At 70.0% G+C, this 13,914-nt stretch carries 14 protein-coding genes and 1 pseudogene; 7 read left to right on the top strand and 8 right to left on the bottom strand.

Translation table 11 applies throughout. The features are described 5' to 3' along the window. Positions 1-56: 56 nt before the first annotated feature. From IEZ06_RS23325 to IEZ06_RS23305, 5 genes are all read right to left on the bottom strand, one after another. The gene (locus tag IEZ06_RS23325) at positions 57-1,259 is read right to left on the bottom strand and encodes an RNA polymerase sigma factor (protein ID WP_189238824.1); all 1,203 of its coding nucleotides are present in this window, start codon (positions 1,257-1,259) and stop codon (positions 57-59) included. Beyond that, positions 1,256-1,597 (bottom strand): YciI family protein, encoded by a 342-nt coding sequence (locus IEZ06_RS23320; protein ID WP_189238823.1) that lies wholly within the window; start codon positions 1,595-1,597, stop codon positions 1,256-1,258. Before IEZ06_RS23320 ends, IEZ06_RS23325 begins: the two co-directional genes overlap by 4 nt. 445 nt (positions 1,598-2,042) lie before the next feature. Then, a complete protein-coding gene (locus IEZ06_RS23315; RefSeq protein ID WP_189238822.1) occupies positions 2,043-3,242 on the bottom strand; it encodes a sulfurtransferase TusA family protein in 1,200 nt (399 codons plus the stop codon). Then, positions 3,239-4,090, bottom strand: a complete 852-nt coding sequence (locus tag IEZ06_RS23310) for a phosphate/phosphite/phosphonate ABC transporter substrate-binding protein (protein ID WP_189238821.1) — start codon at positions 4,088-4,090, stop codon at positions 3,239-3,241. Before IEZ06_RS23310 ends, IEZ06_RS23315 begins: the two co-directional genes overlap by 4 nt. A gap of 15 nt (positions 4,091-4,105) precedes the next feature. Continuing rightward, positions 4,106-5,227 (bottom strand): acyl-CoA dehydrogenase family protein, encoded by a 1,122-nt coding sequence (locus tag IEZ06_RS23305; protein WP_189238820.1) that lies wholly within the window; start codon positions 5,225-5,227, stop codon positions 4,106-4,108. A 1,102-nt stretch (positions 5,228-6,329) separates the two neighbouring features. Between IEZ06_RS23305 and IEZ06_RS23300 the strand changes: the two genes are divergently transcribed. The 3 genes from IEZ06_RS23300 to IEZ06_RS23290 all read left to right on the top strand — a co-directional run bounded on the left by IEZ06_RS23300 (position 6,330) and on the right by IEZ06_RS23290 (position 7,505). Further along, complete coding sequence (locus IEZ06_RS23300) at positions 6,330-6,746, top strand: BRCT domain-containing protein (protein ID WP_189238819.1); 417 nt, start codon at positions 6,330-6,332, stop codon at positions 6,744-6,746. A 40-nt stretch (positions 6,747-6,786) separates the two neighbouring features. Next, positions 6,787-7,062, top strand: a complete 276-nt coding sequence (locus IEZ06_RS36540) for a hypothetical protein (protein WP_203872144.1) — start codon at positions 6,787-6,789, stop codon at positions 7,060-7,062. Positions 7,063-7,256: 194 nt separating this feature from the next. Beyond that, on the top strand, positions 7,257-7,505 hold the full coding sequence (locus tag IEZ06_RS23290; RefSeq protein WP_189238818.1) for a hypothetical protein: 249 nt from the start codon (positions 7,257-7,259) through the stop codon (positions 7,503-7,505). A gap of 46 nt (positions 7,506-7,551) precedes the next feature. Here IEZ06_RS23290 and IEZ06_RS23285 read toward each other — a convergent pair whose 3' ends face one another. The 3 genes from IEZ06_RS23285 to IEZ06_RS23275 form a co-directional block, all read right to left on the bottom strand. Next, on the bottom strand, positions 7,552-8,289 hold the full coding sequence (locus tag IEZ06_RS23285) for a dienelactone hydrolase family protein (protein ID WP_189238817.1): 738 nt from the start codon (positions 8,287-8,289) through the stop codon (positions 7,552-7,554). Between the two features lie 233 nt (positions 8,290-8,522). Next, on the bottom strand, positions 8,523-9,200 hold the full coding sequence (locus IEZ06_RS23280; RefSeq protein WP_189238816.1) for an IS3 family transposase: 678 nt from the start codon (positions 9,198-9,200) through the stop codon (positions 8,523-8,525). Positions 9,201-9,589: 389 nt separating this feature from the next. Continuing rightward, on the bottom strand, positions 9,590-10,360 hold the full coding sequence (locus tag IEZ06_RS23275) for a TetR/AcrR family transcriptional regulator (protein WP_189238815.1): 771 nt from the start codon (positions 10,358-10,360) through the stop codon (positions 9,590-9,592). Between the two features lie 131 nt (positions 10,361-10,491). Here IEZ06_RS23275 and IEZ06_RS23270 point away from each other — a divergent pair, with 131 nt between their 5' ends. From IEZ06_RS23270 to IEZ06_RS23255, 4 genes and pseudogenes are all read left to right on the top strand, one after another. Then, positions 10,492-11,046: a dihydrofolate reductase family protein gene (locus tag IEZ06_RS23270; protein ID WP_189238814.1), complete on the top strand. Its 555-nt coding sequence runs from the start codon at positions 10,492-10,494 to the stop codon at positions 11,044-11,046. A gap of 314 nt (positions 11,047-11,360) precedes the next feature. Then, positions 11,361-11,630, top strand: a complete 270-nt coding sequence (locus tag IEZ06_RS23265) for a hypothetical protein (RefSeq protein WP_189238813.1) — start codon at positions 11,361-11,363, stop codon at positions 11,628-11,630. Between the two features lie 52 nt (positions 11,631-11,682). Then, a complete protein-coding gene (locus tag IEZ06_RS23260; protein WP_189238812.1) occupies positions 11,683-12,927 on the top strand; it encodes a GAF domain-containing sensor histidine kinase in 1,245 nt (414 codons plus the stop codon). A gap of 301 nt (positions 12,928-13,228) precedes the next feature. Next, positions 13,229-13,905, top strand: a pseudogene (locus IEZ06_RS23255) (IS5 family transposase). Positions 13,906-13,914 lie beyond the last annotated feature (9 nt).

Raw genomic sequence — 13,914 nt, 5'->3', positions numbered from 1 at the left:
GTACGGCACCCGACATCGTGGTGGACGGCGTGCCGGAACACAAGGTCCGGCTGCTCCTACATCCAGCCGAGCCGTTCGCTGAGCAGCGCCTGCTGGGCGGGATTGGCCGTCATCTCCAGTGCGCGCCGGTCGGCGGCTTGGGCCTCCTCGAGACGGCCGAGCGCACGTAGCAGGTCAGCGAGGGCGGCGTGGTAGAGCGGATAGCGATCGAGTTCCCTGCCCAGGTTCTCCAGCTCCTTCATCGCTGCATCCGGCCCTTGGGCGTACCGCACGGCGACGGCCCGATGCAGCCGCGTCACGGGCGAAGGGGTCATGTGGAGCAGCATGTCGTACAGGACGACGATCTGCGGCCAGTCGGTCTCCTCCCACCGGCCGGCCTCGGCGTGACAGGCGACGATCGCGGCCTGGAGCTGGTAGGGACCCGGCCGCCGATGGCAACGGGCCGCCCTGGTGAGCAGCGCGGTCGCATCCGCGATCGCCTCCCGGTCCCACAGCGATCGATCCTGGTCCTGCAGGAGCACCAGCCGGCCCGCGGCGTCGAACCGCGCGGCGGCCCGGGCCCGGTGCAGCCGGATCAAGGCCAGCAGGCCGGCGGCCTCCGGTTCACGCGGCATCAGCCCGGCCAGCAGCGCCGCGAGCCATTCGGCGTCGTCGGCCAGGCTGCGCGAGTGCGACCGCTCGCCGCCGTTGGACAGGTAACCCTCGTTGAACATCAGGTAGACGGCGGCCAGGACTTCGTCGAGGCGCTCCGGAAGCTCCTCGTCGGCGGGGATGCGGTACGGGATCCCCGCATCGGTGATCTTTCTCTTCGCCCGGGTCAGCCGCTGGGCCACCGTCGCCTCCGGCTCCAGGAAGGCCGCGGCGATCTGGGCCGTGGTCAGACCGCACACCACCCGCAGGGTGAGCGCGATCTGCGCCTGCCGGGACAGAGCGGGATGACAGCAGGTGAAGAGCAGCTTCAGGCGGTCATCCGCAACGGGCTGACGCGGCCAGTGCAGCTGGGCGAGTTTGTCCCGGTAGGTCGCCTCCCGGCGCAGCACGTCCAGCCCGCGCCGCCGCGCCACGGTGAACAGCCACGCATCCGGCCGCTCGGGTACGCCTTCGGTCGGCCAGCGCCGCAGTGCCGCCTCGACCGCGTCCTGGACCAGGTCCTCCGCCGCGGAGAAGTCATCGAGCAGGGACATCAGGGACGCGGCGAGCCGGCCCGCGTGCTCACGCACCACGCGGGCCAGCACGTCATGTGCGGCGTCGGCGGTCATAGCGCCGGGCGCACCTCCACGACCGGGCAGGCCGGCCAGGAACGTGCCATCCGCAGTGCCTCGTCCAGGTCGCCGAGTTCCACCTCGACGTAGCCGCTGACGACCTCCTTGCCCTCGACGAAGGGGCCGTCCGTGATGACCGGGTCGCGGCCGTCGTCCAGCCGCACCGTGGTCGCGGCCGTCGCGGGGTGCAGTTGGGTGCTGTGCGTGATGCTGGTGGCGTGCTCGGCGAACCAGCGGCCGACCTTCTCGAACGCCGCATCGCGCTCGGCCTGGTCCTTGGCCTCCCAGTCCTTCCTGTACTGCTCCGTCTCTATGAACATCAACACGTACTTCACGTGTACCACCTCCTACCCCTTAGACGAACGGCGGCGGCCCGGATTCGACACCTCGCTCCGGCAATGTGGTCCGGCCGCATACGCCGTGCGTGATTCGCCGAAACACCTGACAGGAGTCGGTAGGAGCAGATCCCCGACGTCCGAGGCCGTGCCAGGGTCGTCGCGGCGGTCCTGGACTCTTCCGCAGAGCACCGGGACGACATCACCCGGTCAGCGGATACGGCGCAGGTTTCGCTGCCGGCACAGTCTCACACGCGTGCGGGGCGGGAGGAGGCGAGATGGCGATATCCGGGTACGGCCGCCTTCGCCGCCGGATCGACCGGTCCTGCGGACCGGGAAGGCGCAAAAGCCGGGAAGACCGGCGGTCCCTACGTCCCCCGGCGCCATCGCGCCCGGCAGGGCGAACGGACGCGGCGCCTCGGGCGAAGAGGCGCCGCGTCCGCTCTCACATGAAGTTGCGCGTGTGCAGAGCGGACAGTTCAGCCGCCTCGTCGTGCGGGAACCCGAGACGGACGAGTCGATGCTGCCGCCCTTCGTCCATCTCCGCCTGCAGCTCCTGCACGGCCGCGTACCCGCGTTCTATGCCCTGGGGCGTCCACTCCCCCGCGGCCAGGACGACCAACGCGTCGAACACGTCCTGGTTCAGGCCGGAACTCGTGATCAGCGCCTGATGCCGGTGCTCCACCGCGTTGCGGAGTCGGCCCCGAAGCGAGGAGTCGACCGTGGACTGGTGCTGCAGATGGGCGACTCCGAACGCGACGTGGCGCGCCTCGTCCTGCCGGGCGAGCTTGACCACCTGGCGTGTCACCGGATCGGGGGCGTGCCTGTCCAGGAAGGTCAGCAGGTTGAGGAAGCTGCCTTCCCCCAGGACGGACAGCAGGAACGACGCGAGGGAGAAGTCCGGCTCGGTGAGCAGGGTCGTGAGCGACTCGCGGCCGCTCACCGAGGAGGTGCCCATCTCCCCTCCGGTGAGCAGCGCCCTTCGGGTGAAGACCTCCACGTGCCTGGCCTCGTCCGCCGCCTGGACCGCCAGGAGCTGCAGGACCTCCCTGAAGTGCGGATGGACACGGGCCAGAAGACGGGCGGGGATCACCAGCGCCGCCTGCTCGTTCTCCACGAGAAAGGTCATGACCTGCACGACCGCTTGTTCGATCTCCGCGGGGACGCTGAATTCGGCATCCCAGTGCACCGCCTTCGCCGGGTCCCACTGCGCCGCGGCCGCGTGCGCGTACAGGCTCGGCGCGATGTCGGCCCACACGAAGTCGCGGTCGACGAGATCAGCGTTGATCTTCGGTCCGCCCGGCTCGACGAGCGCTCCCCGCGCCGCCAACCCCCAGTGCAGCTCAGGCCTGGCGACGATGCCGCCGGGATCAGGGCCTCCGGCCCGTTCCGCACGCGCCCAGCGGTCGAGATCGGTCCGGCCCCGCGTGATCCACGCGCGGACGTCGTCGTCGGTGTCGCCGGCGCGCCGTACCTGGTGCCCCTGCTTACGGCACCAGGCCTCGAGATGGACCAGGAGCGCGGGATCGCGCCCGGTGACCGCCAGTTCGGCCCCCGGCCGCAGTTCACCCAGAGCCCGCTGCACGAGCAGGTGGGCGCCGCGCTCGAAACCGAGCTCGCCGAGGTCCAGGAAGCGCGGCGTCATGGCGCGTACCCGGCCGCCGTGACCGCGCCCTGCCCGTCGTAGAAACCGCTCTCGTCGACGGCGGTCTCCAGCGCGGCGTACCCGCTGGTCCGACCGGGCTGCCACACGGTCAGGCCCTCGAGGTCGAACAGCGGCCGCACCTGCGGATCCGCATACGACATGGACAGGAGCAGGGCACCGAACCTGCGCATCACCTCCTCCGGCACGGTGTCGCCCACGCTCATGTTGCAGTGGTCGAAGGGCGCGGTCTGGGCCAGCACCCGGGTGCTCCCGGCCGCCAGCGTGCCCTCGCGTCCGAACAGCAGGTGATTGGCGTCGATCATGCACGCCGCGGCCACCTCGCCCGCCATGAGAGCCCGCGCGGCGTCCCGCTCACCTCCGATGTGGTCACCGTGCAGGCCCACGCCCACGTCGAAGCGGCGGATCGCGACCTCGGCCCCCGGCCGCAGGCCGCGTCCGGCCAGGAACGAGGACGGGATGAGCGTGGCCTGCGGGGAGTCCACCGCACCGACCGCGACGGTCTCTCCCTTCAGGTCCGCGACGTCCTTGTACGGCGAGTCGCTGCGGACCACGATCACGGAGGTGAGGTCCCGATCGGTGTCGCGCATGACGAGGGGCGTCAGCCGGCGGTCGGCCGCCTCGGCGAGGCGGCGCGCCCGGATCCACGCCAGCGGCGAGTTCCAGGCCGCGTCGATGCGCCCTGCGACGAGGTCTTCGACCTGCCGCTCGTAGTGCGAGTAGAGGACGAAGTCGAAGGGAAGCCCGTGCTCGATCAGCCAAGCCCGGAAGCCTCCCCAGATGGTGACCACCTTGGGGTCGTAGGCGACGGCGCCCATCACCAATGTCATCGTGGGGGTCCTTTCCTAGAAGAGGGGCATGCCGAGCGTCGCCCGGCCGACGAAGTCGTGCAGCGCTTCGGTCGTCGGAGCCATCACCCGGGCGGCCAGCGCATCGCGGAACAGCCGCTCCACGCCCGTCTCCTTCCGGAAGGCCGATCCCCCGCACAGCCGCATCACGCCGTCGGCGACCTCCGCGGCCGCTTCCGCCGCCACGGCCTTGACCTGCAGGACGCGCAGGGTCGCGTCCTCGCGCCCGCTTCCCAGAGCGGCGAGGGTGTCGTCGATGAACGCCCGCACCATGTCGGTGCGGATGCTCAGCTCCGCGAACCTCGCACGCTGCAACGGCTGGTCGGCCAGGCTCTGGCCCAGATGATCGAGCCGGGAGTGGAGGAGGTGGTCATGCGCCTTGGCGACCAGCGCCTCCATGAGCCCGAGCGAGAAGGAGGCGTTCAGCACCAGGAAGTACGGCAGGGCGGTCTGCAGCGCGATCTCGAGGCCGGCGCCGTCGCCCCCGAGCAGGGCCGAGCGATCGACCGTGACGGACCGGCCCGTCACCGGTTTGGAGGCGTTCCCCCGCAGACCGAACCCGTCGAACGACCCGATGATGTCCAGACCCGGCGACCTGCTGGAGACGAACCAGATGCTCATCGGCCCCTCCGCCTCCACGGGGCGGCTCGACCACACGTAGCTGTCGGCCTCCCCCGCCGCGGTGATCCAGCTCTTGCGCGCGTCCAGCCGCACCCGGTCGCCGTCGGCCGTCGCCGTACCGAGAGGCGCCCAGAAGTGGCTGCGAGAGCCGGCTTCGGAGAAGGCGAGGGTCGTCAGGTGCTCGTCTCGGGCGATCTCCCGGCGGACGCGCTCGTCACCGTGCGCCTCGATCAACGCGGTGGCGGCGTAGTGCATGAGCACGACCATCGCGGTGGAGCCGCAGGCACCGCTCAGTCGCTCGATCACCCGTGCCGCCGCGGGGAGCCCTTCGCCGCGCCCGCCCATCTCGGCCGCGCTGATCAGGCCGAGCAGTCCGGCCTTGGCGAGTGCGTCGATGCTGGAGCGGGGGAACGCGCCGGCCCTGTCCGTCTCCGCCGCCTGGGGAGCGACAGTGGTCTCGATCGCCTCGTTCAAGGAGGTCATGTGGTCATCGGACATGGACGTCACCTTTCCGCGTTCGGGGATTGTCGATTTCCAGCATTCGATCAGGAGCTATTCGATGATATGCAGAGCAAATCAAGGCCTTACCGGAACGGGTTTCCCTCGACCGTCAGAGGAAAAGCAAATAGGTCGGCCGCCTTTGAATTCAGTGCAGATGGATGGATTGCCCCGTTCCCTGCCGTCCCGTCCGGATGATCGGAGCGATGGGAGGAGGCGGGCCATCCGACGCGCCCTTCATGTGCCTGGGCGGCCCGCAGGGTCCCGATGGATGGATCCATAGCTCAGATGATTATTCCGGACGATGTTCATCGGCGCCCGAGACGCTTTCTTTGGTGGCGGGCTCGCCGAGTCATCGCAGTTCCGGCCAGTCTCCTTCGTGTCGCAAACGTGCGTGAGGTTTCACAATCCGGCATTTCTCCGGTCGCGATCGATTGGCGGGTGAGCGCTACGTCGGCCCCGATTGAATAACATGGTCAGCCTTCGGGGAGAGTCATACAGATCTCCGCCTTAAAGGCGGTCATCATTGTCCGCGAGTTCTTGACCCGGCGGTCCTGCAGGGGATCCATTTATAATATGCAAACAACATCGGCACTTCTGGAACAGTGGGCGACCACATACAGAGAGTACGCTCCGCCTTCCGTTAGCGTCAACTGTCAAAAGGTGTTCATGTCAGCCTTCGGATCAGATGCCTTGATCGGAGACGGAGTCCACCGATCGCGATACTTCCTGAATGAGCTGCCCGGAATCCATATTCCGATCGACCGATATCGGGCGCCCCGGCGCACTCGCAGTCGCTGATCTTTCGTCCGTAGCGGTGCGACGGCCCGGCATTCGGCGCCGCCAGCCTGCTCCCGCGGCCGGTGACGGCTCGGACTGCTCCGGTGATTGCGCACCACTCCGCACGAAGACATATTCCATCAAGCCGTCCGGATGATGAGCTGCAGCTTTCCTTCAGTCGGAACCGCTCTTCCTGCCGACCCGCGGTTGACGGCGACGAAGACGGCCTGTGGGAGGGGAGGAGATCCATGGTGTCCTCGGTAGCCCTCCGACAGCGCCAGCCGCTGACGCCGACGCCGACGCCGTCCAGGCCGTCGACGGGATGGGCGCCGAGAAGGCCAAGCTCATGCTCGAGGAGCTGGCCGAGCTGCGGCCGCTGATCGACAAGCTGATCGCGGCGGGCGTCAACATGACCGAGCCCGGCGCCGTCGCGATGTCCGCGGACCCGGCCGTCGGCGGGGACGGCGCCGGGAACGCTCCGGCCGCCGCGCTGCCGCTGGCGGGCATGGCGGTGGTGGCCACCGGGACGATGACCGGCCGTCCGCAGGAGCTGTCGCGCAACCAGGTCAACGAGCTGATCGAGCGCGCCGGCGGCAAGGCCTCCTCCAGCGTTTCGGCCAAGACCGCGCTGCTGGTCGCCGGGGAGAAGGCCGGATCCAAGCGGGCCAAGGCCGAAGACCTGGGCGTGCGGATCGTCACCTGCGAGGAGTTCGCCGAGATGGTCGCCGCCTTCCTGTGACCTCTGCGTGCCGGGGGGCGGCCTGCTGATCATCGCTCACGTGTGCAACGACATCGGCGCGTGGGAATGCGGCTTCGTCACCGCGCTCTCCCGGCGCTGGCCCGAACCGGAAGCCGCCTGCCGCGCCTGGTACCGCTCCGGCGACGGCTTCGCCCTCGGCACGATGCAGACCGTTCAGGTCGCCGGCGGGCTCCGGGCGGTCGACATGGTCGCCCAGCACGGCATCCGCACCGCCGCCGGCCTGCGCACCGCCGCGGGCGTCCAGCGGGGCGACCGCAGCGCCCCCTCCGCTACGGCGCCCTGCAGCAGTGCCTGACCGCCCTGGCCGGAGCCGCCGCCGAACGCCAGGCGACGCGCATCTGCCCCTCATCGGCGCAGGACCGGCGAGTGGATCATGGGACCGCATCGAACCCCTGATCAACTGTTGCCTCGACGATCGGGGCATCGCCGTCACCGTATACGATCTGCCGTCGGCACGCTGACCCGGCCGAAAGGCGCACGAGGATGGACATGGCGGATCACGAGCAGGAGCGCGCCGCCGCATCGGCGGCAGCCGCGCAGCTGGTCACGCACGCCGGCGAGGGCTTCGACCGGGTGGTCGAAGAAGCCGGGCGGCTGGCCGGCCAGTACGGCCCCGCCGCGGCGTGGGCCATGCTGACCAGCAGATACACCACCGAGTTCGAGTGCATCACACCGAACCAGCAGCGTGCCGTGGAGATGCTGATCGCGGCCGCGCTGCGGGCCGCCGAGAGCGCCTGAACCTTCCGCCGCACGCCGGACGGCTCAAGGCGGGGATGGTCGGCGGCTAGCTCAGATGCCGGGTGAAGAACCGGCCTGCGGCGTCCCCCTCGAACTGCGGGACGCCGGTGTGCCCGCCCATATTGGCGTGCAACGTCTTCTCCTTGGAGCCGAAGGCGTCGAACAGGTCCAGGGCCATCCGCCGGTCATTGCCCTCGTCGTCCCACTGCAGCAGGACCAGCAGTGGAATGGTGACCCGCCGGGCCTCCTCGAACATGATGCGCGGCACGAAGCTCCCGGCGAACAGAACGGCGGCCGAGATGCGCGGCTCGACCACCGCCAGCCGGGTGCCGATGGAGATCACCCCTCCCGAGTACCCGACCGGACCGCCGATCTCGGGCAGCGCAAGGAGGGCGTCCAAGGTGGTCTGCCATTCCGGGACCGCCTTTTCGACCAGCGGGAGGACAAGCCGGTCGACGATCTCCTCGGAGACCGGCTCGCCGGCCTGCAGCGCCCGCTGCAGGTCGGCGCGGGCCTGCTCGGCGGCGGCGAAACGAGGCCGCTCACCGCCCCCGGGAAGCTCGATGGTGGCCGTGGCGAAGCCGTCCGCCGCGGCGTGCCGGGCTCGGGCCACCAGCCGGGAGTGCATCTTGCGCACTCCGCCGGGGTGGCCGAGCAGGATCAGCGGCACCGGTGCGGATGCGGACGCCGATGCGGGCGTCCACAGGGTGCCGGGGATCTCACCGAGGGTGAATTCGCGCTCGAGGACGCCGTCGTCGAGGCGCTGCTCGGAGGTGAATCGCATGGTCGTACCTTTCGGGAGTGCTCTGAACGGCGCTCCCGGACGACCTATCGCCCGACCGCGACCCCGGAGGGGAGCACCCATGTCGACACTGCGTTCACGGGTACCACCTCCTCGTTCTCTCGCACGGCCTCCGCCAAGGTAACAGTGGTCGCCGTGGTCCGCCAACGGGTTTTGACGAGGCGGAGCGTGTCGGTGCGGGGAGGGACTTCCACCCTGAACGTGGACACCGGTTGCTATGCGGCGGCTGCCAGCATAGATGATCTCTTCTCGAACTCGACCGGGCTGAGGTAACCCAGCGCCGAATGCCTGCGCCGCATGTTGTAGAACGCCGGCCACCGGAAGACCTCCAGCCGCGCCTGGGCCATGCTCGCCCGGCCCCCGGCCGGCAGGATCTCCCGCTTGAGGGAGGCGAAGAACGACTCCGCCAGCGCGTTGTCGGCGCTGGAACCGACCGCGCCCATCGACCGGCGCACCCCGAACGCCTCGCAGGCACAGGTGAAGGCGGGCGAGCCGTACTGCCCGCCGTGATCCGAGTGGAAAACCACCCCGGTCACCTCGCCGCCCCGGATCCGCACCGCCGCCGCCAGCGCATCGACCACCAGTTCGGCGCGCATGTGCTCGGCCGTCGCATAACCGACCAGCCGCCGCGAGTACACGTCGATCACCGTGGCCAGGTACATCCACCGCCCGCCCACCGGCAGATACGTGATGTCGCCGACCCAGCGGACATCGGGCGCGGGCGCGGTGAAGTCCCGCTCCAGCAGGTCCGGCACGGTCGAAAGAGCCGGATCCGGCACGGTGGTGTGCACCCGGCGCCGATGGTGCCGGCCCACGATCCGGTGCTCGCGCATGAGGCTCTCCACCCGCTTGCGATTGACGCACAACCCGTTGCCGCGCAGCTCGGCGTGCACCCGCGGGTCTGCCCGGAGGCGGCGTGCACGGTCCGGATGCGTTCGGCCAGACGCTCATCGGCGGCGATCCGCGCCCGCCCGGGCGGGCGCGGCGGCACGCCGGCGACAGAACCCCGAGCGGGACAGGCCCAGGACCCGGCACAGCCGTTTGACGCCGAAGGCGCGCGCGTGGTCGGCGACGAAGGGCCAAACGGCTCACCCCAACGTCTCCCGCGCGAAACAGGCCGCGGCCTTGCGCAGGATCTCGCGCTCCAGCTTCAGCAACGAGGACTCCTCTCCCTGAACCATTCCATGGTCCAGGTCTCAAGGTGTCCACGTCCAAAGTGGAAGTCCCCCCGAGCGGCAGCCTGAAACCGACGAAGGCGGCCGCTGCGAGTAGGCGCCGCCGCTCACCGCCGTGGCGCCGCGCTCGCTTCGAGGCCGTCGAGCAGCAGACGTAGGCCGGTCCGCCAGCCGCTGTTCACGGGTGTGGCCGCGGGTTGCGCGCCTGCCGCCGAGGTGGCGTGCGGGTGGCTGTTCCCGTCATCGGCGAACGTGGCGCTGGCGCGCAGGAGGGCCGGGTACTGCGCCGGGTGTTCCCGCAGTCGGGCGAGCAGGCGTTGCCCGGTGTCGCCGGGAAGCGTCCAGGGCTGGGTGCCCGTGCCGGTGACGGCGGCGGAGCGCACGAGGGCGAACATGGCCAGCACGACGTCCAGGCGCTGGGTGACCGGCAGTCCACTCGGGCCGATGGCGGCCAGCGCGGTCTCGATCCAACCGACCTCGTGTGGGCCCATGGGCCGATCGCCGATCGTGGCCGCCGACAGCCACGGGTGGCGTTGCCAGACGGCGTGCAGGTCGTCGGCCCACTGTTCGACGCGAAGGCGCCAGTCGGGGATGGGGGACAGGTCCGGCGGGTCTTCGACGGCGTGTTCGATGGTCAGCGCGATGAGCTCGGCTTTGCTGCGCACGTAGCGGTAGAGCGCGTTCTTCGTGACTCCGAGGGCGGTGGCGACTCGCTGCATCGACACGGCGTGCAGACCTTCGGCGTCCGCGATGTGCACCGCGGCCGCGGCCAGGGCGGCACGGGTCAGTGAGGGCTGTGGTCCGAAGCGTGGTGGTGGCGGCGGGGACCACAACAGCGTCAGGATGCTCTCTTCGTCGTCGGCAGGTGTGGTGGTCATCGTCGATCCCTTCTCGCAGCCCGATCTTGCAACCCGAACGGGACTATGCCTATCGTACACAGTGTGCGACGGGCACAGTGTGCGACGGGCACAGTTATTCCACAGGCATCCAAGATCTCAGGAGTTCCACGATGCGACGCGTGATCGTCTCGGCCTTCGTCACCCTCGACGGCGTGATGGAGGCCCCGGAGACCTGGTCGTTCGACTTCCACGACGAGGAGAACATGAAGGACGCGCTCGAGCTGGTGCTCGGCGCGGAGGCCCTGCTGCTGGGCCGGACGACCTACGACGGTTTCGCCGAGGCCTGGCCGTCCCGCAAAGATCCGATGGGCTTCGCCGACAAGATGAACACGATGCCCAAGTACGTCGCCTCGACCACATTGCGCGAGCCGACCTGGCACGGCGCCGAGATCCTCGATGGCGCCCACGGCGATGTCGCCGACCAGGTCGCCGCCCTCAAGCAGGCCGGTGACGGCGACCTGCTCATGTACGGCAGCGCCGCCCTCATGCGCCACCTGCTCGCCGCCGGCCAGATCGATGAGATCCGGCTGCTGCTCAACCCCGTCGTCGTCGGTTCCGGCCGTAAGCTGTTCCCCGACGGCCAGCCGCGCACCGCACTGGACCTGGTCGAGACGCACCGGTACCCGGGCGGGATGGCCCGACTGACCCTACGCCCGTGCGCATAGTCTCCCCGCCGGTTCGGCATGCCGGCGTTGAGTTCTGGTGGGCAGCATGTCGGCGCGGGTTTCGTGGCGGGGTGGGCGGGGAGTCGGCTTGTCCGCAACCAGCATCCACCGGCAGATGCCCGCGCCGCGATCCGGGTCACCTGATCCCAAGAGAACAACGATCGTCTGAAACGGGCTCGGTCGAGAGGTTCACCAGGCCGTCGACCAGCATTGCCGATGTCCGCCGGCCCGCACCCCCATGTCCGCCCAGCCGTACGGAGACGTCCGCCGACCAGCGCTTCCTCGTGTCCGCTTAGTCCGTCGGCCCATCCGCCGTGGCGGCCGATGCGTTCCAGGGCGTGGCCCTGGCGGCGGGCGGCGGTGGCGAACCCGCGGCGCAGCGAATGCCCCCTCCAGTCGCCGAGCAGGACTGCGGCGGCCGCCAGGCAGGCCACGACGTCGGCGACGGCCTCGGGAGTCATCCGGCCGTCGGGGTCGCCGATGGCCGTACCGCGCCGGGTGACCTCGGGGCAGAAGCGATGGGCGTGCGGCTCGGCCCGCTGCAGGAAACCGGTCGCCTGTTCCCGATGGTCAGTGCCGGGTAGGGCTGATCTGCGAGCATCGAGATGATGACGCCATGACACAGGGAGGTCGGCGATGGGCGAGGAACCGGCGGCCGATGCGACCGGACGGGTGCGCGAGCTCGATGAGCTGAACGCGCTGGAGAGCCTGCTGGAGCCGGACTTCCAGGCCATCGCCATCTCGGCCGCGCACGTCTGCCGGGCGCCGATCGCGCTGGTCAACCTGGTCGCCGAGGATCGTCAGTACGTCAAGGGCCGCGCCGGCACCGACCTGACCGGGGTGAACCCGCCGGTCCCGTTCTGCGACCACACCGTGGCCGGATGCGAACTGCTGGAGGTCCCCGACGCGGCCGCCGACCCGCGGTTCCGCGACACCCCGATCGTGACCGGCCCCCCGCACATACGGTCCTACACCGGCGTCCCGCTGATCACCGGCCAGGGAAACGCCCTGGGCACGGTCTGCGTGATGGACCACCGCCCGCGCCGGCTCGATGCCGCCCAGCACCAGGCCCTGCACACCCTGGCCACCCACGCCGCCACCCTGATCGAACTGCACGGCCGCGCCCACCAGACCGAAGAGGTGCTGCGGCGGCTGCACGCCCTGGAGCAGCTGAAGAACCAGTTCCTGCGCAGCGTCAACCACGAACTGCGCACCCCGCTCACCGCGATCCGCAGCTACCTGGAACTGGCCCAGGACGGCGACCTGGACACCGCCACCACCCGGCGCTTCCTGCAGGGCATCGAACGCAGCAGCGAGCGCATGCTGCGCCTGGTCAACGCGCTGCTGCTGATGGCCAGCCTCAAAGCGCAGACCGCCACCTTCACCCCCGCCCGCATCGACCTGGCCGAGCTGGCCCGCCAGACGGTCGAGCGATCCGCCCCGGCCGCCGAGCTCAAACAGCTGGTGCTCAACCTGCACGCCCCCGGCCCGGTGGTGGTGTGGGCCGATGCCGAGCGGCTGGGCAACGCGCTGCTGCAGGTCCTGGACAACGCGATCAAGTTCACCTCCCGCGGCGGCGCGATCGACGTGGTCGTCGTCGCCGGTCCCGCGCCCGGAGTGGAGATCCACGACACCGGCGTCGGGGTGGAGTCGGAGGACCTGCGGCGCGTTTTCGAGGAGTTCTACCGCACGCCGCAGGCCGAGGAGCAGGCCGTCGAGGGCGCCGGCATCGGCCTGTCCATCGTCGAGAAGATCATGGAGATGCACGGCGGCACCGCGCGGATGGAAAAGGAACGACACGAAGGCGTGTGCGTCCACCTCACCCTGCCTCCATCGGCCGCGACCGGTGACCGTCCCGGCTCCGATTCCAGCACGACCTGATCCAGCGCAGGCCTCCCCGTCGCCGGCGGCGGACGCGAGAGCCCCTACCTCGAGATCAACGACTTTTCGGATCTGCGACGCCGACGTCAGCGCGGCCTCCTTCCCGCCCTGGAGGGTGGGGGCCGGCCGAACGTCGGCCTCATCCGGCGACCAGGTGCAGCCCGCCGTGCTCCCGGGCGGCCTTGGTCTCGGCGAGGCGGGCGGCGACCTTGTCGGCCGCCGACCTAGGGCACGTATCGAGTTGTGATCAATTGCGGGGATTCGTTCTCATGCCGGGGTCTGATCCGGTAGACCGTCGGGCGTGACGCGTGCGCAACTGACGGACGAGGAGTGGCAGTTCATCGAGCCGTACCTGCCGATTGGCAGGTACGGCCCGTACCCGCAGCGGCTGCGGCAGCAGTTCGAGGGCGTGATCTGGCGGTTTCGGACGGGCGGGCAGTGGCGGGAGATCCCGAAGGAGAAGAACGGCGACGCATCCGGCGGCGACGGAAACTCCGGCTGAAAGCCGCCCTGCTCGGACGGTCGAGGGGCGGGCAGACCAGTAAGATCCATCTCGCCGCCGACCGCGGGTGCCGCCCGCTGGCGTTCGTCGTGACCGCGGGGCAGGCCGCCGACAGCCCGCAGTTCGTCCCGGTGCTGCAGGGGATACGGGTGCGGGGGCCGGTCGGTCGTCCCCGCACCCGGCCCGGCGCGGTCGCCGGCGACAAGGCCTACTCCTCCCGCGGCAACCGCGCCTACCTGCGTAAACGCCATATCAAGGTAGTCATCCCGGAGAAGCGGGACCAGGCCGCCAACCGGAGGAAGAAGGGCAGCAGGGGCGGCCGGCCCGTCAGTCACGACGCCGAGCTGTATAAGGAGCGCAACACCGTCGAGCGGTTGATCAACAAGATGAAGGCCTGGCGGGGCATCGCCACCCGCTACGACAAGACCCAAGGCCGCGTAGTTAAGGATCTCGGACGTGCGGCAAGCCACCGGTGAGTACGGCCA

The organism is Planomonospora antibiotica (assembly GCF_014647955.1).
GTDB classification, from domain to species: Bacteria; Actinomycetota; Actinomycetes; order Streptosporangiales; family Streptosporangiaceae; genus Planomonospora; species Planomonospora parontospora.
Note: the sequence above shows the minus strand (reverse complement) of the source record. Positions and strands in the feature narration are given on the sequence as shown.